Origin of the sequence: Vibrio ponticus (assembly GCF_009938225.1) — a bacterium.
GTDB lineage: Bacteria > Pseudomonadota > Gammaproteobacteria > Enterobacterales > Vibrionaceae > Vibrio > Vibrio ponticus.
In genome coordinates this window covers 1,122,856-1,143,766 of sequence record NZ_AP019657.1, presented here as the reverse complement: position 1 = coordinate 1,143,766, position 20,911 = coordinate 1,122,856, and the positions used below count along the sequence as shown (strand labels likewise).

The following is a 20,911-nucleotide window of genomic DNA, read 5'->3' as shown; positions in this document are numbered from 1 at the left end:
ACTCGCATCACTGACTGGATTGACCAGTCAAATAAATTCCTCATATATAATCGCAGGCAGTTTTGGTTACTAAGCGTAAGATATGTTTTTAACACCGTATTTTTCTTCTCAAGAAGAGCAGTTCCAGTTCACTCGCCTACAAGCAAGCCATTTTGCTAAGAAAGTCGCGGGCGATTTCAACCCAATCCACGATGAAGATAACAAGCGTTTCTGTGTACCTGGGGATCTACTGTTTGCCGTTCTACTCAGCAAACAAGGGATCAGCCAAAAAATGCGTTTTGACTTCTCTGGTATGGTCAGTGACGGTGTTGCCCTACATATCGAAAACAAATGTAGTAAAGAAGCCTCGGTCGTTGATGCAAACGGCAAAGAGTACTTGCACATGAGCCGTGAGGGTGACGTTAACCTGAATCCTGAGTTTATCGAACACGTGGTCACTAACTACGTTCAATTCTCTGGCATGAATTTCCCACACATCATGGTGCCACTGATGGAAGAGAAGCAGATGATGATCAACTGCCAACGCCCATTAGTGATCTATGAAAGCATGGAAGTTGAGTTTTCTCGCTTAGACATTTCTGCACCAGAAGTTAACTTTGCTGGCGCTACCTTTGATGTTGAAGGTAAGCGTGGTCTGGTCACACTTAACTTTGACTTTATTCAAGATGGCGAAGTAGTCGGTAAAGGCATTAAACGCATGGTAGCAAGTGGTCTAAAACCTTATAACCAAGAAGACATTGATGATTTGGTGAGCCGCTTCAACGCGCTAAAAGACAGTTTTTTAGCACAATTTGATAAAGCCGCTGCTTGAAAGTAACGGTCTACGTCAAACTGATTAACAACGCCCTGCCTTCGTGCAGGGCGTTTTATTGTCAAAAATAGTAACTATGTACGTATTTCTGCAGCAACCGCAGCGAGACAACGTTTTGCTGACTCACTGACGGCACCAAGTTGGAAAAAGCCGTGAATGGTTCCTAAGTAACGCTGACAGTATGCATCGACACCTTGAGCTCGCATTCGTTTATAAAGCTCCTCGCCTTCATCACGTAGCGGATCAAACTCCGCCGTTATAATGTGAGTCGGTGGTAAATCTGAAAAATCCGCATCTAACAAATTCAACTCAGCGCAATTACGCAAAGCCGCAGTATTTCCCGCATACATCTCAAAACCAGACAACAACATCCGAGCCGTTATGATGTAATCAAACCCATTCTCTTGATAACTCTGTGAACGCCCTAGCGGATCCAACATTGGATAGATTAATACTTGCTTTGTTGGTAACCAATCTTGCTGCTGCTTCAAGCGTATCGTCGTTGCTAATGCAAGTTGACCACCCGCACTGTCTCCCACAAACGTGATCTTTTCTATATTCCCTCCATACTTACCACCTTGACGATAAATACCTAAAACCGCTTGATAAACATCATCATGGGCACACGGATAGGTGTTTTCAGGAGCTAAGCGATAGGCAACACAAATCACAACGGATTGCCCTTGATGAGCAAGGTTTCTTAATTGCACATCGTGGGTCTGAAAACCACCACTGATAAAACAACCACCATGGAAGTACACTGTTATAGGTAAGTTTTCAGCATCACTTGGTCGATAGACTTTGACTTCTATTCCATCTACTACGTCGACAAATTCTTGATACATCTCAACATCAGCACCTGCTAGAGCAGTACTAGCCTCATAGCCAATTCGACGACTTGCGACATTAAAACTCGCCGGGCAAATTTTACCATTAGCAATAAACTCATTCACTAGGTCTTGAATCCCTAGTTCTAGCTTTGTGGTCATTGAAATACTCTATAAATCAAAAAATCGCACCTATCATATGGAGTAAAATCAAACTGTATATAAATACAGCTTAAATTTGTGATTGTGGATTGTTTTGGTGATTATCACACCAGTCTATTGCTCACCTGCCTCTTCATTGCCTATCAATGACAATTAAATTGCATATAAGCGCCAGAGTTATCTGTTGATCGACCGATTATTATTTATACATAACTTCAACAAAATAAATTTATATACATTTTTATTGCATAATCCATCAGTTTAGGTAGTATGAATGCCATATGGTAATTAATGCAGTTTTTAAGCATGAGTATTCAAGTAAAGCAAATTAATAAATCTTACGGCGAGACCCAAGTTCTGCACGATGTAAGCTTCGAATGCAACAATGGTGAAACCCTGGTTCTGCTTGGTCCAAGTGGCGCAGGCAAAAGCTCTCTACTAAGAGTACTGAACCTGCTTGAAAGCGCTGACAATGGGCAATTGTCGATTGCTCAAAACGAGTTTGATTTCGCAGCTCCCATTGCAGAAAAACAACAAATGGAATTGCGTCGTAAAGTTGGCATGGTATTTCAGCAGTACAACTTATGGCCGCACATGACGGTGATGCAAAACCTTATTGAAGCACCAGTTAAAGTGTCGGGCATGGCAGCCGATGAAGCCAAAAGCCAAGCAATTGAGATACTTACAACTTTGCAACTGGCAGACAAAGCGGACACATGGCCGCTACAACTTTCTGGTGGTCAACAACAACGTGTCGCGATTGCACGCGCACTGATGATGAAGCCAGATGTGCTGCTATTTGATGAACCAACTGCGGCACTGGATCCAGAGATCACGACACAAGTGGTCGAGATCATTAAAAAGCTAAGTGCCACTGGCATTACTCAGGTTGTCGTTACGCATGAAGTCGATTTCGCTAAGAAAATCGCTTCGCACGTCCTTTACCTTGAGAAAGGTCGCATCGTAGAACACGGTACACACGACGTATTTACCAATCCGCAAACCACACAGTTTTCCGATTATCTTAAACACTAATTATTCAGTTCTAGTCACACGTTCGCTGCCCATTGACGGAGTCAGCAATTGTAATTTTATGGAGTAATACAATGAAAAAAGTCCTTCTAGCTTCGTTAATCGGTTTAGTTTCTACTCACGCACTAGCTCAAGATGAGATCAAATTTGTGATGGAAGCGACCTACCCTCCGTTTGAGTTCATGGATGAAAGCAACCAAATCCAAGGCTTCGACGTGGATCTTGCCAACGCACTGTGTACAGAGATGCAGGCAAAATGTACTTTCCACAACCAAGCATTCGATAGCTTGATCCCTGCCCTAAAATTTAAGCGTTACGACGCGGCAATTTCAGCAATGGACATTACTGATGCGCGTCTAGAACAAGTGGCGTTCTCTAATGCCTACTACGATAACGCGGCAGCATTTGTTTCTCTAAAAGGTAAAGTTGCCGATCAAGCGGCACTAGAAGGCAAACGTGTTGGTGTTCAAAATGGCTCAACGCACCAAAGCTTCCTGATTGAACAAATGCCAGGTGTGACTGCGGTTCCTTATTCAAGCTACCAAGATGCGTTTATTGATATGAAAAACGGTCGTATCGACTCAGTCTTTGGTGATAACGCAGTCGTAGCTGAATGGTTTAAAGGCGACAAAGGTGAACTTGCTTACGTTGGCGACAACATCACTAACGCGAAATACTTTGGTAACGGCTTTGGTATTGCTGTGAACAAAGACAACCAAGCACTGGTTGAGAAACTCAACAAAGCGCTAGAAAAAGTGGCAAGCAACGGCGTTTACCAGCAGATCCACACTAAGTACTTCGGTAACTAATATGGCATTAACGGGTTATTCTCTTTCGCTCGTTCAGGCAAGCTGGATGACTATCCAGCTCGCTTGCGCCAGCTTGGTTGTTGGGCTAGTTCTCGCGGTCATTTTTGCCACTGGTGAAATGTCACGCCGAGTTGCATTCAAATGGCCAACAACCGCATTCGTCACAGTGGTTCGTGGTTTACCAGAGCTGTTAGTGGTTCTATTTATCTATTTTGGCTCTACCCAAGTGTTGTTTCTTATCACTGGTGAGTTTATTGAGATAAGCCCGTTTATCTCTGGCGTTATTGCGCTATCACTGATCTTCTCTTCATATGCCTCGCAAACCATTCGTGGGGCGCTAAAAGCGGTAAATAAAGGACAAAGAGAAGCGGCATTAGCGCTCGGTATGGGACGCGCTCATACCTTCTTTAGAATTGTGTTACCCCAAGCGGTACGTCATGCCCTTCCGGGTCTAACCAACCAATGGCTGGTATTGCTTAAAGATACCGCATTAGTCTCTCTAATTGGTGTGACAGACTTGTTGAAACAAGCTCAATTAACGTCAGCGTCTACTCATGAGGCGTTCACTTGGTACGCGACAGCGGCAGCAATTTATCTTGTTATCACTTTGATTACTCAATATTTGGTCAAAATCATCGACAACAAATTTGCCATCAAAGGCATGGGTGAACTTAAAGGAGCCAAAGCATGAATCAAGCGCATCTAATGCAAATGCTCGATGGGTTGGCAACCAGTTTCCAACTCACCGTAGCCTCACTACTTGTTGGCTGCTTACTTTCTCTTTTGATGACGGTTATTTTGGTGATGCGCACACCAGTGTTGCATTGGCTCAGCCGTGGTCTCATCATCCTCTTTACAGGGACTCCACTGTTAGTACAAATTTTCCTTGTCTACTACGGACCGGGGCAATTTGAATGGATTCGTGAAAGTATTCTATGGACTTGGTTAAGCCAACCTTGGTTCTGTGCGATGTTCGCATTGGCACTCAATACCGCCGCATACAGTACGCAGCTGTTTAAAGGTGCTTTTAACACCATTCCAACTGGTCAATGGCAGGCATGTAAAGCATTAGGCATGAGTAAAGCACAGAGTTTAAAAGTACTGTTGCCTTACGCTCTGCGCCGTGCGGTACCGGCTTACTCGAATGAAGTGATCTTGGTATTTAAAGGCACATCACTCGCCAGTACCATTACTATCATGGATTTAATGGGCTATGCACAACGCATTAACGCACAAACCTACGACACGTTAACCGTATTTGGTATTGCGGGCTTGTTCTACCTAGTCGTTAATGGCGTATTGACGCTGCTATTTCGTCAATTGGAAAGAAAAGCCTTGGCTTTCGAGGCTGCATAAGCAACGTTCGCTTATAGTCAGACAATGAAGTATAGATTTCAGAACGGGATACAAACATGAAAAAGGCGGCAGTTTTTACACTGCCGCCTTTTTATCAATTCTCTCTTTAGCGCTTCACTTTCACATACAACATAATCATGGCGAAAAGCATTGCCACGGTGATAGATGGAACTACCCAGCTAACAAACACGATTTGAGCCACATTCACCGCCCAATCAGAACTTAACATTACGTCCATTTTTACCAACTTGCTGTCTGTAAAGAAACTAAACAAGTAAATACCATTGAAACTCTCAATGAACAACACAAATCTATCATTAAGCAGTAACTAATGTACTGAAAGCAGACTTTCAGCATAGTTCACTGATTTTTAATCAAAACGCGGATGATTAAACAGAGCATCTAGGTTCAAAACTCACTTGAGCCCAATGCGCTCATTGACTACAATGACGCACTTTTTAATGACACTGGGTCAAAAACCATGAACGATACAACAGCTAGACCAGAGCTACCAGATCACCTATCAGGCAACCCACGTAGCCCATTCTTCGTGGCTGAGTGTTTTGAGCACCAAATCGGTATCCGCTTTAACGGTAAAGAACGTACTGACGTTGAAGAATACTGCGTTAGTGAAGGCTGGATTAAAATCGCGTCTCCTAAAGCTCTAGACCGTCGTGGTCAACCAATGCTAATCACGCTAAAAGGTACGGTAGAAGCTTACTACGTATAATTAGCTGACAAGTTACTAAAAGCTCGGCAATGCCGAGCTTTTTTGTCTCTGCCTAAAACGCTAGTAAGTGTGGAACACCCCTGAGTTGTAATCCTTAATGGCTTGATTAATTTCTTCCATGCTGTTCATCACAAACGGGCCATAGTGCACCACTGGCTCATCAATGGGTTCACCGCTAAACAGCAATACCCCACTCTCTCGTTTGGCTACTAACTCTAGTGCATCACCTTGAGTTAACAGCGCCATCTGCCCTTGCGTCACCAGTTGACCAGCAACGTCAATCTCACCTTGATAGACATACAGCATCGTATTGTGATCAGCAATTAGCCCAAGACGAATGGTTTGATCGCGATCGGCACGCCAATCTGCAACCGTGACTGCCACACCAGTTTTTTGCAGTGGTCCACTCAAATGCTTACCATCGATACTTAAACCACCAGAGAGTAAACGCACCAAGCCACCCGCATCGAAATGAGCTTCCGTGATCGTCTCTGGTTGAAAGTCGTAATATTGTGCTGGTTGCATTTTGTCGCGAGCAGGCTGATTAATCCAAATCTGAAATCCGTGTAACGAACCGTCCTGCATCACAGGCATCTCACTATGGATGACGCCCCTTCCAGCAGCCATCCACTGAGCACCGCCACTACGGAGTTGACCAACATTGCCCATGTGGTCTTCATGCTGAAAGTGCCCTTGCAGCATATAAGTCAACGTTTCGATACCACGGTGTGGATGGGGAGGAAAGCCGCCAACATAATCCGCTTTATCATCGGACTTAAGCTCATCAACCATGAGAAACGGCGAAAAAGTGCGATTGTTGAATCCGACAACGCGACGAATTTTCACTCCATCGCCATCAGATGTTGGGGTTGAATCAATAATCTGGCGCACTTCTCTGAGGTTTACCGCTGTTGCTTTTTTGTTCATATCATCACTCCTTTAAACTATTTATAATCAGTTTATAGAGTTCCTACACTGACAAACTCAGGTAAATTTGGTCTAGTCATTCGATAATTTTGAATGAGTGGCTCTTAACCCTGTCGCATTAGTTGGAAGTGCTCAACCGCCCCGATCAAATTGGCATCATTACCATATTTTGCAGCAACGACTTTCGGCACAATATGACAATATGGCATCGCTTGACGATATTTTTCTAACTCTGCATTTAGCAAAGGAATAAGCAGCGGTTGCTGGCTAATCGCCCCTCCGAGAATGATCACTCCAGGATCAACGGTATACTGAAGATTAAACAGGGCTGTCGCTAAATAACCGATCCAACACTGAACCACATTAAGCGCTGTCTCATCACCAGTGCGGTATAGTTCAAACACCTTTTTACCGTCGAGCTCACTTTTAGGGAGCTTCAGTGCCTTAGCCGCTTGTTTAATTAATCCGCGAGTCGAGGCGAGTTCAGACATAATCTGTGGAGCACCATTTTCGAAGCCAAGAATTGAGTAACCAAACTCTCCAGTATATAAATGATGCCCTTTAACCAATTTGCCATCAGCAATAACTGCACCACCGACACCCGAACCAATAACCACTAAACAAAGATGGTCTGAATCGTAGTTCTGACCATATCGGTATTCACACAAAGCAGCACAACACGCATCATTCTCAACCTCGACAGGTAGGTGGTAACGCTCGGTAAAGAGTGCTTTGACATTCACATCCAAAATATAGCGCAGTAAACTACCACCAAACACTAGACCTTGTTCGACATCTACCGCACCACAAGCGCTAATCGCAATGCCATTAATCGAATATTCACGCTCAAATTGAGCAAAAATAGGGTCAAACAAATCAAACCACAGCGAAAAGCTGGTCACTCTGCTTGGTACTGAGAATCTCTGAACTATCTTGGGGGCATGTCGGCTATCTCGAGAGGGTTCGACAATAGCGCCTTTTACTAGGCTCCCACCAAAATCCAACACGATATAAGCCATAATCTCTACAGACAACATTACAATTACTTTGCACTGTGGGCGATTAAAACACCTGTGGCAAGTCCACAAACTCCGTTCTGCTAGCAGACTCTTAGATCATCAGTGTTTGTCGTGTAACGGTGTCAACCCAATGTTCAATTTTGCAATCTAAACCAATCTAGTTGTCGACCATTACCTTTATCGTCATTTGTTTGTCTATTGGAGAGCATTGAATAATAGAATTAGGATCGATGAGCGTCTTGATAGCAAATATGATCTACCGCAATTTACGTTTGGATTTTTTCGACCAATACGGAACTAATGTATCAAATTTAATAGCCAGCCTTTATTCGAAGCCACGTTTTTACCATTGCAATGTCAATTTAGTGACAGTTTTGTGATGTGTGCTCGTAATTGCTATTGACCCTATTTCATAAAAACCTAACATACGCAATTAGACAATGAATACTCACACCGCATCCGTTAGGTGTGAGTATTCATGCAAGATCATAAACACAATAGAACCTGACTGTTTTCCAATAATAGCAATTAGAGGCACTAGTGATGGAACTAGACATATTTAATCCCTCTCAGCATTTAAGACGTGCTGTGCTATTCTGGTTAAGCATGTGTTTATCGGGTGCCGCCTTAATCGTCGCTTACCTAACGATCAGCACTAACAACTACCATTTTTTCCCAATAGTTGAATTAATCTTTGGCTTATTTTCAGCCTATATCTGCTACCAAACATACCGAGATAACACACCATCCATCTTACCCAAAATCTATGTTTGGTCGTTCATGATGACTATTGGTATCGGCGTGCTCTATCATCCCATTCAGCACGGCGTTTATGTTTGGGCAAATCTATTTCCTGTTATGTGTTACCTAATTTTAGGCAAAACTTCGGCTAAATTTGTATCACCGCTCGGGCTCGCCATCGTTGGTTCATTGTTGATGGTTCAAATTGTACAAAAGCCGCTAGATGCCCATGCCCACTTAATGGTTAACTTTGTATTAAGTTATCTCAGTATTTGGGCTGCCTCGCACATTTTAGAAGTCAAACGCATCAACTCTGAGGTTTCATTAGGCAACATGGCTTCACGTGATGCATTAACGGGAGTCTACAACCGCCATGCGCTAAGCCATAACTTTCAACGTTATCGCCAAGAAAGTGCCAAACTACCTTTATCGCTACTTATTTTAGATTTGGACTACTTCAAAAAAGTAAATGACCAGTATGGTCATGATGTAGGTGACCGAGTACTAGCGCAAACAGCTGCTCTGCTTGAGCACTTTAGCGATGAACATTTGGTGTACCGCATTGGCGGAGAGGAATTTTGTATCGCCTTTCACAATACCAGTATTAGTCAAGCAACGGCAAAAGCGGAACAGATCCGCCGAGGAATTGAATCGCATCAATTTCAAGTCGATGAAATAAATATATCCCTAACCGCAAGCATAGGTATATATGAGTGTCACCACTTCAACTCACTCGAAAATGTACTAAAAAAAGCCGATGAAGAGCTATATCGAGCCAAACAAAGCGGTCGCAACCAAGTCATGATTTCGCAGTTTAGTTAACTCCTAAACCATTCCGCATATGTGAACCAACAAAAGCGAGCCTGAACTCGATCTCTTATCGACATAAACGATGTCATTCCTTTCAATTGGTCACACTACTAGTACAAAATCACTTAAGCTTGATATAAATAAACCAATAATGACCTAAATTCACTCGACCATTTGTCATCAATGTACCGTTGATACAGCGGTCAATACGGATAATCCCAAGCAAAGTGAGCAATACTATGGACACAACCAAGAACCATTTAACTGCACCTCGCGTTGGCGTTATCGCTGTGACATATAAAGGCGATGATCTTCTGTTGATCCAACGAGGCAAAGAGCCAAATAAGTATGGGTGGGGTTTCCCCGGTGGTTCTGTCAATCCAGGAGAACCGTTACACCATGCTGCTTGCCGCGAATTATTAGAAGAGACACAAGTTAAAGCAACTGCCGAGCAAAATATTGATGTCATCGAGGTGAATGAATTTGATAAGCACGGCATACATCACCACTTTGTTTTGGTTGCGGTCCTCTGTCGCTATGAGTCAGGTAATGCCGTCGCGTCCGATGACGCACTTGATTGTAAGTGGCTGTCGATAGAGCAAATTACATCGGGTCAGCATGATTTGATACACCAAGTACCATCAGTGGCAGAAAAGACCGCCAGATTAATCCGCAACTAAACTAAAAGTATAATAAGCCAACAATCCCCAGTATTTTGACGCTGAAAAACTTTACCCATGTAACAGTTGGAAACTATCCTAATTGCTGTGTGGAAAAGAATATAACACTCTAATGCAAGCAATAAGCTCCTAAACCAAGGTGTGAGCTTGTTAGTAAACACAATAATCGAATAAAAAAGAAAACGAAGAATATATATGAACCAGTACGTAAATGAACCATCCAACTATCAGTTGCTGATCAAAAACCTGCTTTTCTCACCCGTTGCTTTCGATCCTAAACAAGAGATTGTCTACGCCAACCATCGCCGTCATAGTTACGAAACATTCCACAACCGAGTAAAACAGTTTGCTAATGCTCTGACCAAAATGGGCGTAAAAAAAGGTGACACTGTAGCGGTCATGGATTACGACTCACATCGCTATTTAGAGTGTTACTTCGCGATTCCTATGATTGGCGCTAAGTTGCACATGATTAACGTTCGCCTCTCTCCAGAGCAGATTCTTTACACGATTGACCACGCAGAAGATGACATCGTACTAATCCACGAGGAATTCTTGCCAATTTTAGACCAAATCAAAGGTCGTATTGATACCGTGACGCGCTATGTCGTTTTGCGTGATGGTGAAGGTTGTGAGTACGAAGAGTTACTTGAGCAAGAAGAGCCTCACTTTGATTTCCCTGATTTTGATGAAAATACCGTAGCCACAACCTTCTACACCACAGGTACGACTGGCTTACCTAAAGGCGTATTCTTCACCCATCGCCAACTTGTGCTGCATACGCTTGGTATTTTAAGCACCTTAGGCACCAATGCCGTCCAAGGCAGATTGCACCAAGGCGATATCTACATGCCAATCACGCCGATGTTCCACGTGCATGCATGGGGATTACCTTACATGGCGACAATGCTTGGTGTTAAGCAGGTTTATCCGGGTAAATATATCCCTGATGTACTACTCAACCTCATTGAGCAAGAGAAAGTCACCTTCTCCCACTGTGTGCCAACGATCCTGCATTTGCTACTTAGTTCACCTAAATCTCAAAATATCGACTTGTCACAATGGAAAGTGGTAATTGGTGGCGCTGCTTTACCTAAGGCGCTATGTAAATCGGCGCTCGAGCGAGGCATTGATGTGTTTGCAGGTTACGGTATGAGTGAAACTGGCCCAATCCTATCGATTGTTCAATTGAGCCCAGAACATTTAGAACTGGATATTGATCAGCAAGCTGAGTATCGCTCTAAAACCGGTAAAAAAGTGGCGATGGTTGAAGCGCACATCGTTGATGAAGAGATGAATCAGCTTGAGCATGATGGTGAAACCAGTGGTGAAATTGTCGTGCGTGCGCCATGGCTGACACCAAACTACTACAAAGAAAACAAGAACTCCAAAGCACTATGGCGTGGGGGTTATCTGCATACTGGTGATGTCGCGACTATTGATGATGAAGGCTTTATCAAAATCACCGACCGTGTGAAAGATATGATCAAAATCTCCGGTGAATGGGTCAGTTCATTAGAGCTTGAAGACATTATCCACCAGCATAAAACCGTTTCTGAAGTTGCTGTAATTGGCATGCCCCACAACAAGTGGGGTGAAGTTCCGTTGGCTCTGGTAACCCTTAAAGAAGGCGCAGTAGTGACAGAAAAAGAACTACTCAGTTTTGCCAAAGACTTTATCAGTAAAGGGATCCTTGCTCGCGAAGCACTGCTGTTGAAAGTGAAATTTGTCGATGCCATTGCCAAGACGAGTGTCGGTAAAGTTGATAAAAAAGAACTACGCAGACTACACCTCTAACGGATATTCATCTTTAACTAGAGTACAGATCGTCAACCGAGCAGCTCATTACGAGCTGCTTTTTTATATCGCTACCGTGAACCTTCTCTTATGTGCTTCGTAAATAGCTGGGTATAAACCATAATTTAGGCTCGCGCCATGAACCAAATAAGCCCTAAAAAACTACTCAACAGCAAATGGACAGCCAACCTGGCACAGAACAGGGAAAAACACTTCATCATAACTAAAGTTGAGTTTGATGAAGATGGCGTGGTAATCGCCTGTTTTATTGAGGCGATCATGTCGAAAAAACAATATTCAATAGACTGGCGCGATCTTAAAAACAACCAACAGTGGCGACAAGGATGGAAATAAGAGTCCGAGACTCCTCGACCGCCTAGATTAAATCAAAGTGAGTGTTAGACTGCGCTGTTTACAGGAACATTGTTGCTCACTAGGCGCACTCATTTAATCTGTTGTTAGATTGCTCCTCTGCTACATTGACGCTTTCACAAGGGATGCTTTTCACACCATCAATAAGTTCAGTGGCGATAGCTGTATCGTCAAACCATGCAGCTAAGCGGTCATTGTTAACATGCAGCGCACGACCGACAAACTGCTTACTACTTTCCCCCCAAACAACATTTTGCAGCGCTGATGTTTTCAATTCAATTTTCCACCCAACATTCACCTGCCCCTTTCGACACGTCAGATAGTTATATTGTCCGCTATGTGCTGAAATGACCGACTGCTCAAATTTATTGACTCGCTCTAGCCAGTATTTAACTTTAGTGAATAACTGTTGGCGCTCATGACAAATTAAACTCATTTGCTCATCGTTTTCGTCTAGTGCCTGTTGCCAAAGTTCGAAATACTCGACTTCTTTCTGATCAACATCCTTAAAAGTAAGATGCTGCAAATCCTCTGCCATTGTTTTCAGTAAAGGCGGTGCTGTCGCTAGATACCGGCTTGACTGTTCAGTTTGCAGTAACTCACCGATTCCCTCGTTTAGAGAACTCTCTAAAGAGGCTAACCGACGCCTTTCGAACTGATACCTATGGTACTTCGAATCTTTTTGCTTAATAAAGACTCCCCATAATATTACTAGTGCAATACCCACAATCCAGAATGGAATAGGTAATGTAAAGACCACAGCCAAAAGCGCCATAAGTAACGCAGCTAACACGCCCCAATCCCTCAGTTTTGTGTCTTCGATTTTCTTTATTTTTTGCTCTTGGCTAACGATATTTAGGCGGCACTCTTCTCGTTCGGATAGTACCTCTCTAAGACCGGTGAAAAGTAATTGCATTGATGAATTATCAGCATCAAGATTGTCACGAACTTTGGGTAATGCACTAAGTTTTGCTGTTATTGCTACATATCGCTCTGATAACGTTGCCGCCGCTTTCCTGAGGGTACTGTAGTTAAGCCATACATGTTGAGACGCGGTATAAACTCGTTGTAACAAGGAGGGATTATCAGCTATTTCTGGTCGTTGACTCTCTCTTTGCTCAAGTCGGTTTTGACTCCAATCGCGGTTCTCTTGCAACGAGCGACTCACGTCTAAGTAAAAACTATCTTGCTGTTCAAGGACTCGGCGATTAACTAGGTTCACAAATTTAGGAAACTCTTGTTGTAAGCGATTGATTACCGTGATGTATTGCGAAACTCTCTGCTTGAGTAAACGCTCCATGGTTTCTTGAGCCAACTCTAAACGCTCTGCTTTGCCTAGCTCCACCTGAGTTAAATAAACCTTGGTTAACAGCTCTAAAGACTCATAATTACGGTAATAGTCGTAGGCTTGGGTTAGTACTGACTCTGCTGTCTCAAGATCATTCTGTTTAAGATGCACCACCCCCTTATGATTTAAATACAGTGCATGCGTAAGCAAATCCTCATCCACCAGCATCTTTGCCAAGCTATTTGAGTACTCTAAGCTGGTTCGCCAATGCTCTTCGGTTGTGCCATAAAGAGCAAATAACCGGCTCAACCAAAAACAGACAAAAAAGTCCGAGCCAAAATCTTCACCCGCTTTTTGCAGACTCTTTATCGCGTGTTCTTGGTGACCGACTTCCAAACTCTTTAGCGCCCATACCTTGCGCTGATTTACATTTGCTGCGAGCCCACTTTGAGTAGGCTGCCTATCCGTTGGGGAATAAATACGCGCTAATTGTTGCTGGGCATGAACGGGTAAAGATTTGAGGTTGTCACGTGGGAACCCTGAGATATCGATTAAATCATGACTATCTGATAACTGATGAGCCTCACCTAACGATAACCACACATCCGCTTCGATTTTGTTGACTATCTGTCGGGCAATGTAATCGAAATCTTCGGTTGCCAAGGTACTTATGATGACATGGTCGCTCAAAGACGCGAAAATATCCGTCATGCCTTGTGGCAAAGTCGAATGCTCTTGATAATCGGCTCCGATTAAAAACGCAAACACATCAACGCCAGCATCAATAGCAGCTTCGATTTCTAACTCAATATCCGTTTTTCCATCACGAGTTAAGCAGCCGGCATTATTTCCCAGCAAACAAACCAAATAGCGGCTTTCTCTTACACTATTGAGGCGGCTTTCAAGCGACATATCTTTATATGCTTCTATCCTTGCCATTTGATGAGGAACAAGCCCACATTGCCTCAATGTGTCTGACTCTAACATACGCGGGCTAACGAGCTCAACAAGCGGCTTAAATTCAGAGAGAGAAAAGGAAAAGAAAATGTTATCCATAACGATTGAGGTTCCTTGAACAACCAATAGGCGCACAGTAGAGTGAGAATTGTATTCACTCTCACTGCTGTAGATTATCGGACGATTCTATCGTGCACATTAGCGTCCATAAAATGCACGCGCGATCAATTGGAGGGAATTCACGCTATTATGTCGTTATGAAAATCAGAGGAATGGAGCCCAAAATAGCCCCTTTAACCATCGAGTTAACCCTTATCGTTTATCGAACTAAGACCAGTCAAGCAAAGTAGTATTAGTCTCAGTCGACACAGTTTCACCGCACATTTCGTCATAGAGGTTACGCTGCACTACGCCGATAGATGCGTAGTTTCTTTCTGCAAGTGAGCTCCTGGCTTGTGCCAAACTTTGGAATTTGATGAAGGAGTCATCAGCTGCGCGTAATACTCTTCTCGACTCTCCATCAATTTCTACTGCCAGATAATTACCACCTTCAATTAACTCAAGTTCTAAGTTCATACTAAGTTCCCTTGTCTGATTTAATGGCTAGCTCAGCCGATTTAGGTTTAGTACGTAATTAAAATGAGTTTGGGGTCAAATATCAGCAGATTGAAAAAATTAATAGCATTGATTAGTCATGCAGCCAGATTCTAAGTTCTGCCCTTGTGGGAAAGACAGCCTATACGCTGAGAGATCGCTTGGGATAGAAACTAACTAAAATAAGATAATTCTAAATCACAATTATATAAGGCGACTTTAGGGTTAACAAAGTCGCCTTAGCGGACAGTGAGATTACTCTTCGTCAAAGACTACATTGTAGTTTTCTGTGTAGGTACAGTGTGGTTGGCGACTGCAAGTAAAGAAACGACGACCTTTGTAATCACCTTGAGCGGCGGTTTTGATGTTCATCGGGCTGCCGCAACGTTTACAAAAACGGACTTCTTTATCCGCTTCTATCAGGTCGATATGCGCAGCAAGTAAGCGGCGTAATTTACCAACTTGATAACTGTGTTTCACTGAAGTGCCAATTAAAGGGATACCGGCTGATTTACATACATGCATCAGCAGTTTTTGTCGTTCAACTTTACCCTTGCTGAGTGGCGCACCATCATCTAACTCAATTGCAACACGCACTTCTAAGCTACGTGGGTCACAGACCACAAAATCAAAGTGGCTCTTTGCAATTCGGTTGTTGGCAATAAACCACTGCTTTTTATCGGTAGTCTTTGGTGTGATCACTTTAGTCATAGTCACTTTCGACATCACAATTCCTTGTTGCCCAACAGCCGCGATCAAAGCGTTATAGAAAGCCGATTCCTTACTGTTAAGTAACGGACCTTTCTTTTTAAACGCACTGTCTTTCAACGTATCCTGTTTAAGGTAACGTTGATGAACAAAAAGATAAAATGCCACAAATAGAATGACTAAAATTGCAACGTATTCCATTGCGAGAGACACACCTTAAGTTTTGAAATGATGGATTAATATTACCCGCAAACTGTTTTTCAACAAAGAGTTATCAGTAGGTCGCTCTGATTCAAGCCTACTTAACGCCCTGCCATTGCGCGTTTATACGTTCGCTCTGGTCTACCAACTGTACCGTAATGCAGATCAGCCACCAACTCTCCTGTGCTAATCAAATATTCCAAATAGCGCCTTGCCGTGGTGCGACTCGCACCAATCTGTGAACCGGCATCTTCTGCGGTCAGGCTTATCGCCTGACTAAACAGTGCTCGAATCTTATCCAAAGTCACGCTATCAATGCCTTTTGGTAAACGCGCTTTTGGCGCTTCAGCGGCATGAGACTGCAACATTTTATCGACTAAACCTTGGTCAACATCACTGAGGTTATTGAGTTGCACTTTTTGCTCTTGATACTTTTTCAGCGCCATTTCTAAACGAGTAAAAATAACCGGTTTAAGCAGGTAGTCTACCACTCCGCCACGCATTGCTTGTTGCAGAGTATCGACATCGCGCGCAGCCGTTACCAGAATCACATCACAGCAGTTCTTTTCGCTACGGATTGACGCCAAAATATCTAAACCACTGCCATCTGGCAGAAACACATCCAGTATGACTAAGTGTGGATTTAAGATCTCAATTTGCAGCAGTGCATCGGCTTGCGTGGTCGCAATGCCCACAACTTGGTAACCATCTAATTGCTCAATATAACGTTGATGAAGCTGAGCTATTTTTAGATAATCTTCGATGATCATTACATCGACTACAGCAGTCATTTATTTTTCATCCTTTGGTAAATACACCGTGACTCTTGCTCCTGAGTCATCGTTATCAATCATTTCAATTTGCCCTTCATAGCGGGCAACCAGTTGTTGAATGAGATAAAGACCAACCCCGCGCCCCTCTTTTGCTTTACTCGAGACGCCCATTTCAACCAACTGCTCTATCTCTATGTTTTGTGGCAAGCCGATCCCTTGATCGCTTACCTCAAGGATAATTTCATTGCCATAATCCGTCAGCGAAATATCAATTTGCCGACGTTGAGCATCGATTACCACTTCACGCTCAATCACACTACGAACTGAATCAAACGCGTTATCAATCATATTGCCAAGAATCGTCACCACATCTTCGGCATTGATCCTATCTGGTAAAAATGACAAACAAGATCCCGCTTCTAATTCTAGGTTTAACCCTAGCTCTCTCGCCCTTTCAGTTTTGCCTAATAGTAAGCCTGCAATAAGCGGCTCATTGATGGTTTCCCGCAAGTTCTCCATCAAACTTTGGTAGTGCGCCGTTTCCTGACCAATTAAGGTCTGCACCGCTTCCAACTCACCCATTTGCACCATACCACTGATCGTACTCAGCTTGTTGCGATGTTCATGAGTCTGTGAACGCAGCATCTCCGCATACTCTTTGGTTTTTGATAATTGTTCCGTCAACTCAGTGAGTTCATCTCTTAAACGAAAGCTCGAAACGGCGCCGACCACTTCATCATCAACCACGATCGCGCTGCGGTTGGCAATCAGCCTTTGTCCGTTTAAATAAACGTTAATGTCTTTGTCGATACGCGGATTGGTCAACAAATTGTGTAGTTCGCTATCCGGTAAGACTTGTCGCAACGGGCGGTTAAGGCACAACTCTCGTTCTAATCCAAGAATTTGACAGGCACTCTTATTAAGTGAACGCACCCTTCCTTGTGAGTCGATACCAATGATGCCCTCTTTTAACGTTGCTAAGGTCACATCAAGCTCTACGTATAAACGGGCAATTTCTTCCGGTTCAAAACCAAGTATCGCTTTTTGAAAGCGTCGCGCAGCATAGTTCGAAACAATCGCATTAGCAGCCAGAACCATCAACGTCATCGCGAGTAAGTACGCCAAATAGGGCTCTATGCGGTCTTGCAAACGATCGATTAAATAACCCACCGAGACCACACCGATAATCTGACCTTGGCGATCAAAAATGGCGGTTTTACCGCGTACAGAGTGACCTAGCGAACCTTCCGCATAAGAGACGTATGACTCGCCCTTGACCAGTGCACGGTCATTGTCCCCTCCTTTCATCGGCTTACCGATACGTGAGTCTATCGGATGGACTAGACGAATCCCTTGCTTATCACCGATAACAATAAACGCGGCACCAATTATCTGACTAAGATCGCGATACTTATCTTGGTCAACCGTCCCGCCTTGGCGAACGATTTGAATCACTTCTGGTGATTGAGCCAAAAACGAAGCTACGCCCATCGCTTTGAGCCCCATCTCTTGCTCTTGGGAATGTTTAATATAGAGAAACCCTGCCGCAACCAGCACCAACAGTTCAATCATTCCTGATAAGGTCATGATCACAAGCATTCGCCTGCGAAAACTCATACCGCTCCAGTTCATTCCCTTTCCCTAGTTAAGCTTGCTCGTTAACTACAACATCAATCCTTATCGCTATAGATTAACAGCCAGTTAACAACAAGTGCGCTAACTGGCGCGCAAAATTGTGTTTCATCTATCAATAACTGGAGTTAATCGACGATAAGTTGTTCAATCAAGCTCGCCGTTGTTACTGTTGCCATAGCTTACTTTGCTGAAATTGTTGATAAAAACAGCAAAAGCGTTACAAAATCCGCACTTATTCCGCGAGTTTAAGTTAATCATGTGCAAAGAGTTCGATAAGTTGTTATTGTATCCAAAACAATAACAATACTAAGCAGCCTTGAAAGATAAAAATTCCATAATAGAGTTTCACGAGCTGAATAAGTGGTACGGTGAGTTCTACGCGCTTAAAAACATCAATCTCTCAGTCAAAGCCGGAGAAATCCTTGTCGTATGTGGTCCATCAGGCTCAGGTAAGTCGACCCTCATACGCTGTATCAACCATCTAGAGCAATTTCAGCAAGGTTCACTGAGCGTATTCGACAGTCCAGTTGGCAGCAAACATATCCAGCCCGGCAAAGTTGGCATGGTGTTCCAGCACTTTCATCTCTTTCCTCACCTAACGGTATTGGAAAACTTAACCCTTGCGCCACTGCGCACGCTCAAGCTTTCCAAGCAAGAGGCAGAACAACGCGCAATGAAATACCTAGAGCGCGTGAACATTGCCGAGCAAGCTAATAAATACCCAATTCAGCTTTCTGGTGGGCAACAGCAGCGTGTCGCCATCGCTCGTTCACTCTGTATGGAACCCGATATTCTCCTTTTCGATGAGCCAACATCAGCACTTGATCCAGAGATGATCAATGAAGTGTTAGATGTGATGGTAGAACTGGCGAATACTGGCATGACAATGGTGTGTGTTACCCATGAGATGGGCTTCGCTAAGAAAGTGGCTAACCGCGTGGTATTTATGGATGAAGGCGAGATTGTTGAAATTGGCGAGCCAAATAGCCTATTTTCCGCGCCGAAACATCAACGTACGCAAACATTCTTAAACCAAATATTGAGCTATTAATGATCTATCGAATTGTTAAGCCCGTCTTACAAGCCATACTGCAAATTGCTCTGATGATCGTCGCGATTGTATGGCTATTGGATTCTGGAGCCAAAGCGATGGACTATCAGTGGCAATGGCATCGTGTACCCGACTTTATCGCTTTTTATGAAGATGGCGAGTGGTGGTCTGCCGAGCTGATTGAAGGCTTATTGGTCACGATCAAAATTTCAGCGCTAAGTCTTGTCTTTACCTTACTGTTTGGTCTCGTCACTGCGCTCCTGCGCATGAGCAATTCGCGCGTTGGGCGTTTTCTTGCCACTAGCTACGTTGAGCTGATTCGAAATACGCCACTTTTAGTGCAAATCTACCTGCTCTATTTTGTTTTTGGACCAGTAATAGGACTGGATAGATTTAGCACTGCCGTATTAGCCCTTGCCCTCTTCCAAGGTGCTTATACAGCAGAGATCCTACGAGGTGGTCTACAAAGTATTCCCCGCGGGCAATTTGAGGCAGCAAAAACTTTGGGGTTATCTCCTTGGTACGCTTATAAAGATGTCATCTTGCCGCAAGTTATTCAACGCACGCTGCCACCATTGACCAACGAAGTGGTTTCTTTGATTAAGAACTCTTCAATCGTGAGTGTAATGGCGATATTCGATCTCACCACTGAGGCGCGTAACATCGTTTCAGAAACCGCGATGCCATTTGAAATCTGGTTTACGGTAGCGGCAATATACCTCGTATTAACTTTATCACTTTCTGCTCTGTCCGCTTGGTTGGAGCATAAATTAGGAGCCAGTTGGCGCAAATTATAAGGAGATAACCATGAAGTTATTCAAAGCATCTATAACGGCACTACTAGGACTTGCGCTTGCACTTCCGTCCTTTGCTAAAGCCGCGGATAGCACCACGCCGAACCTCGACACGATTAACGAACGCGGCACGCTGCGCGTTGGTATGTCAACGTTCGTACCTTGGGCGATGCGTGACAAACAAGGTGAACTGATTGGCTTTGAAATTGACGTAGCCAAGCAACTTGCTGCTGATTCAGGCTGGAAAGTCGAATTTGTGCCAACCGCATGGGATGGCATTATCCCTGCCCTGTTGGCGAAAAAATTCGATGTCATCATCGGCGGTATGTCGGTGACGCCAGAACGTTCTAAGAGCGTACTTTTCTCTACGCCTTACTCTCACTCCGGTGTTCAAGTTGCCGCGAGCAAAGAGCTTGCAGAGGGTTTTACCAAGTTCTCTGACTTTGACTCACGACGCATCAAGATTGCTGCACGCCGCGGTGCTTACACCGTACAAATCGCTCGCGAGACTTTCCCGAAAGCTAAGATCCTTCAATTTGATGATGAATCGCAAGCCTTTCAAGAAGTACTGAACGGCAACGCTCACGCGGTTATCGCATCAAGCCCAAAACCAGAGCATGAATCCATTAAACATGCAGACAAGCTATTCCTACCGTTTGATGAGCGCCTGTCACAAGGTAACGAAGCGTTTGCGGTTCGCCTTGATGAAGCAGATAAAAAAGCGTTCTTTGATGCTTGGATTGAAAAACGCACTCAAGATGGCTGGCTAAAAGAGCGTTACGAGTACTGGTTCTCAACGCTAGATTGGCAAAACCAAGTAGCCCAAGGGCAATAGTA

At 43.8% G+C, this 20,911-nt stretch carries 22 protein-coding genes; 13 read left to right on the top strand and 9 right to left on the bottom strand.

What is annotated here, in order from left to right; genetic code table 11:
• The first annotated feature begins 82 nt into the window (after window positions 1-82).
• Window positions 83-811, top strand: a complete 729-nt coding sequence (locus GZN30_RS05030; protein ID WP_075650182.1) for a DUF3581 domain-containing protein — start codon at window positions 83-85, stop codon at window positions 809-811.
• A 74-nt stretch (window positions 812-885) separates the two neighbouring features.
• On the opposite strand, the gene GZN30_RS05025 is transcribed toward GZN30_RS05030, so the two are convergent.
• Window positions 886-1,800 carry an alpha/beta hydrolase gene (locus tag GZN30_RS05025; protein ID WP_075650184.1) on the bottom strand — a complete coding sequence of 305 codons (915 nt, stop codon included), beginning with the start codon at window positions 1,798-1,800 and terminating at the stop codon, window positions 886-888.
• A gap of 306 nt (window positions 1,801-2,106) precedes the next feature.
• Here GZN30_RS05025 and artP point away from each other — a divergent pair, with 306 nt between their 5' ends.
• The 4 genes from artP (at window position 2,107) to artM (ending at window position 4,997) form a co-directional block, all read left to right on the top strand.
• Window positions 2,107-2,835 carry an arginine ABC transporter ATP-binding protein ArtP gene (gene artP, locus GZN30_RS05020; RefSeq protein ID WP_139312248.1) on the top strand — a complete coding sequence of 243 codons (729 nt, stop codon included), beginning with the start codon at window positions 2,107-2,109 and terminating at the stop codon, window positions 2,833-2,835.
• Between the two features lie 71 nt (window positions 2,836-2,906).
• Complete coding sequence (locus GZN30_RS05015; protein ID WP_075649831.1) at window positions 2,907-3,641, top strand: lysine/arginine/ornithine ABC transporter substrate-binding protein; 735 nt, start codon at window positions 2,907-2,909, stop codon at window positions 3,639-3,641.
• 1 nt (window position 3,642) lies between these two features.
• Entirely contained in the window at window positions 3,643-4,332 is a 690-nt protein-coding gene (gene artQ, locus GZN30_RS05010) for an arginine ABC transporter permease ArtQ (RefSeq protein WP_075649832.1), read from the top strand.
• A complete protein-coding gene (artM, locus tag GZN30_RS05005; protein ID WP_075649833.1) occupies window positions 4,329-4,997 on the top strand; it encodes an arginine ABC transporter permease ArtM in 669 nt (222 codons plus the stop codon). The genes artQ and artM overlap by 4 nt, the downstream gene beginning before the upstream one ends.
• Before the next feature lie 106 nt (window positions 4,998-5,103).
• Here artM and GZN30_RS21440 read toward each other — a convergent pair whose 3' ends face one another.
• Complete coding sequence (locus tag GZN30_RS21440) at window positions 5,104-5,235, bottom strand: hypothetical protein (RefSeq protein WP_260338217.1); 132 nt, start codon at window positions 5,233-5,235, stop codon at window positions 5,104-5,106.
• A 243-nt stretch (window positions 5,236-5,478) separates the two neighbouring features.
• Between GZN30_RS21440 and GZN30_RS05000 the strand changes: the two genes are divergently transcribed.
• Window positions 5,479-5,727, top strand: coding sequence for a DUF3297 family protein (locus GZN30_RS05000; RefSeq protein WP_075649835.1), 249 nt, complete (start codon window positions 5,479-5,481; stop codon window positions 5,725-5,727).
• Window positions 5,728-5,787: 60 nt separating this feature from the next.
• Here the strand turns inward: GZN30_RS05000 and GZN30_RS04995 are convergent, their stop codons facing one another.
• Together GZN30_RS04995 and GZN30_RS04990 are read right to left on the bottom strand one after the other, a co-directional pair.
• Window positions 5,788-6,654, bottom strand: coding sequence for a pirin family protein (locus GZN30_RS04995; RefSeq protein ID WP_075649836.1), 867 nt, complete (start codon window positions 6,652-6,654; stop codon window positions 5,788-5,790).
• Between the two features lie 104 nt (window positions 6,655-6,758).
• Window positions 6,759-7,691 (bottom strand): ROK family protein, encoded by a 933-nt coding sequence (locus GZN30_RS04990; protein WP_232060455.1) that lies wholly within the window; start codon window positions 7,689-7,691, stop codon window positions 6,759-6,761.
• Between the two features lie 525 nt (window positions 7,692-8,216).
• Here GZN30_RS04990 and GZN30_RS04985 point away from each other — a divergent pair.
• The 4 genes from GZN30_RS04985 (at window position 8,217) to GZN30_RS04970 (ending at window position 12,055) form a co-directional block, all read left to right on the top strand.
• Window positions 8,217-9,236, top strand: a complete 1,020-nt coding sequence (locus tag GZN30_RS04985) for a GGDEF domain-containing protein (RefSeq protein ID WP_075649837.1) — start codon at window positions 8,217-8,219, stop codon at window positions 9,234-9,236.
• Window positions 9,237-9,463: 227 nt separating this feature from the next.
• On the top strand, window positions 9,464-9,904 hold the full coding sequence (locus GZN30_RS04980) for an NUDIX hydrolase (protein WP_075649838.1): 441 nt from the start codon (window positions 9,464-9,466) through the stop codon (window positions 9,902-9,904).
• A 195-nt stretch (window positions 9,905-10,099) separates the two neighbouring features.
• On the top strand, window positions 10,100-11,701 hold the full coding sequence (locus tag GZN30_RS04975) for a long-chain fatty acid--CoA ligase (protein ID WP_075649839.1): 1,602 nt from the start codon (window positions 10,100-10,102) through the stop codon (window positions 11,699-11,701).
• A gap of 138 nt (window positions 11,702-11,839) precedes the next feature.
• Window positions 11,840-12,055: a TIGR02450 family Trp-rich protein gene (locus tag GZN30_RS04970; protein WP_075649840.1), complete on the top strand. Its 216-nt coding sequence runs from the start codon at window positions 11,840-11,842 to the stop codon at window positions 12,053-12,055.
• Between the two features lie 79 nt (window positions 12,056-12,134).
• Here GZN30_RS04970 and GZN30_RS04965 read toward each other — a convergent pair whose 3' ends face one another.
• The 5 genes from GZN30_RS04965 to GZN30_RS04945 form a co-directional block, all read right to left on the bottom strand.
• On the bottom strand, window positions 12,135-14,417 hold the full coding sequence (locus GZN30_RS04965; protein ID WP_075649841.1) for a hypothetical protein: 2,283 nt from the start codon (window positions 14,415-14,417) through the stop codon (window positions 12,135-12,137).
• A gap of 228 nt (window positions 14,418-14,645) precedes the next feature.
• Complete coding sequence (locus GZN30_RS04960; protein WP_075649842.1) at window positions 14,646-14,894, bottom strand: DUF6482 family protein; 249 nt, start codon at window positions 14,892-14,894, stop codon at window positions 14,646-14,648.
• 273 nt (window positions 14,895-15,167) lie between these two features.
• Complete coding sequence (locus GZN30_RS04955; RefSeq protein WP_075649843.1) at window positions 15,168-15,821, bottom strand: DUF2726 domain-containing protein; 654 nt, start codon at window positions 15,819-15,821, stop codon at window positions 15,168-15,170.
• A gap of 101 nt (window positions 15,822-15,922) precedes the next feature.
• On the bottom strand, window positions 15,923-16,612 hold the full coding sequence (locus GZN30_RS04950) for a response regulator (protein WP_075649844.1): 690 nt from the start codon (window positions 16,610-16,612) through the stop codon (window positions 15,923-15,925).
• Window positions 16,613-18,226 (bottom strand): ATP-binding protein, encoded by a 1,614-nt coding sequence (locus GZN30_RS04945; protein ID WP_075649845.1) that lies wholly within the window; start codon window positions 18,224-18,226, stop codon window positions 16,613-16,615.
• Between the two features lie 319 nt (window positions 18,227-18,545).
• Between GZN30_RS04945 and GZN30_RS04940 the strand changes: the two genes are divergently transcribed.
• Genes GZN30_RS04940 through GZN30_RS04930 form a run of 3 tightly spaced genes read left to right on the top strand, consistent with a single transcriptional unit; the run spans window position 18,546 to window position 20,909 of the window.
• Window positions 18,546-19,280 (top strand): amino acid ABC transporter ATP-binding protein, encoded by a 735-nt coding sequence (locus GZN30_RS04940; protein ID WP_075649846.1) that lies wholly within the window; start codon window positions 18,546-18,548, stop codon window positions 19,278-19,280.
• Window positions 19,280-20,077 carry an amino acid ABC transporter permease gene (locus GZN30_RS04935; protein ID WP_075649847.1) on the top strand — a complete coding sequence of 266 codons (798 nt, stop codon included), beginning with the start codon at window positions 19,280-19,282 and terminating at the stop codon, window positions 20,075-20,077. The genes GZN30_RS04940 and GZN30_RS04935 overlap by 1 nt, the downstream gene beginning before the upstream one ends.
• 10 nt (window positions 20,078-20,087) lie before the next feature.
• Window positions 20,088-20,909, top strand: a complete 822-nt coding sequence (locus GZN30_RS04930) for a transporter substrate-binding domain-containing protein (protein ID WP_075649848.1) — start codon at window positions 20,088-20,090, stop codon at window positions 20,907-20,909.
• Window positions 20,910-20,911: the final 2 nt, after the last annotated feature.

What these genes read in the sequence shown, in the direction of transcription:
- GZN30_RS05030 (WP_075650182.1), top strand. Translation starts at nt 83, where the DNA reads ATGTTTTTAACACCGTATTTTTCTTCTCAAGAAGAGCAGTTCCAGTTC.
- GZN30_RS05025 (WP_075650184.1), bottom strand. Translation starts at nt 1,800, where the DNA reads ATGACCACAAAGCTAGAACTAGGGATTCAAGACCTAGTGAATGAGTTT.
- artP (WP_139312248.1), top strand. Translation starts at nt 2,107, where the DNA reads ATGAGTATTCAAGTAAAGCAAATTAATAAATCTTACGGCGAGACCCAA.
- GZN30_RS05015 (WP_075649831.1), top strand. Translation starts at nt 2,907, where the DNA reads ATGAAAAAAGTCCTTCTAGCTTCGTTAATCGGTTTAGTTTCTACTCAC.
- artQ (WP_075649832.1), top strand. Translation starts at nt 3,643, where the DNA reads ATGGCATTAACGGGTTATTCTCTTTCGCTCGTTCAGGCAAGCTGGATG.
- artM (WP_075649833.1), top strand. Translation starts at nt 4,329, where the DNA reads ATGAATCAAGCGCATCTAATGCAAATGCTCGATGGGTTGGCAACCAGT.
- GZN30_RS21440 (WP_260338217.1), bottom strand. Translation starts at nt 5,235, where the DNA reads ATGGACGTAATGTTAAGTTCTGATTGGGCGGTGAATGTGGCTCAAATC.
- GZN30_RS05000 (WP_075649835.1), top strand. Translation starts at nt 5,479, where the DNA reads ATGAACGATACAACAGCTAGACCAGAGCTACCAGATCACCTATCAGGC.
- GZN30_RS04995 (WP_075649836.1), bottom strand. Translation starts at nt 6,654, where the DNA reads ATGAACAAAAAAGCAACAGCGGTAAACCTCAGAGAAGTGCGCCAGATT.
- GZN30_RS04990 (WP_232060455.1), bottom strand. Translation starts at nt 7,691, where the DNA reads ATGTTGTCTGTAGAGATTATGGCTTATATCGTGTTGGATTTTGGTGGG.
- GZN30_RS04985 (WP_075649837.1), top strand. Translation starts at nt 8,217, where the DNA reads ATGGAACTAGACATATTTAATCCCTCTCAGCATTTAAGACGTGCTGTG.
- GZN30_RS04980 (WP_075649838.1), top strand. Translation starts at nt 9,464, where the DNA reads ATGGACACAACCAAGAACCATTTAACTGCACCTCGCGTTGGCGTTATC.
- GZN30_RS04975 (WP_075649839.1), top strand. Translation starts at nt 10,100, where the DNA reads ATGAACCAGTACGTAAATGAACCATCCAACTATCAGTTGCTGATCAAA.
- GZN30_RS04970 (WP_075649840.1), top strand. Translation starts at nt 11,840, where the DNA reads ATGAACCAAATAAGCCCTAAAAAACTACTCAACAGCAAATGGACAGCC.
- GZN30_RS04965 (WP_075649841.1), bottom strand. Translation starts at nt 14,417, where the DNA reads ATGGATAACATTTTCTTTTCCTTTTCTCTCTCTGAATTTAAGCCGCTT.
- GZN30_RS04960 (WP_075649842.1), bottom strand. Translation starts at nt 14,894, where the DNA reads ATGAACTTAGAACTTGAGTTAATTGAAGGTGGTAATTATCTGGCAGTA.
- GZN30_RS04955 (WP_075649843.1), bottom strand. Translation starts at nt 15,821, where the DNA reads ATGGAATACGTTGCAATTTTAGTCATTCTATTTGTGGCATTTTATCTT.
- GZN30_RS04950 (WP_075649844.1), bottom strand. Translation starts at nt 16,612, where the DNA reads ATGACTGCTGTAGTCGATGTAATGATCATCGAAGATTATCTAAAAATA.
- GZN30_RS04945 (WP_075649845.1), bottom strand. Translation starts at nt 18,226, where the DNA reads ATGAACTGGAGCGGTATGAGTTTTCGCAGGCGAATGCTTGTGATCATG.
- GZN30_RS04935 (WP_075649847.1), top strand. Translation starts at nt 19,280, where the DNA reads ATGATCTATCGAATTGTTAAGCCCGTCTTACAAGCCATACTGCAAATT.
- GZN30_RS04930 (WP_075649848.1), top strand. Translation starts at nt 20,088, where the DNA reads ATGAAGTTATTCAAAGCATCTATAACGGCACTACTAGGACTTGCGCTT.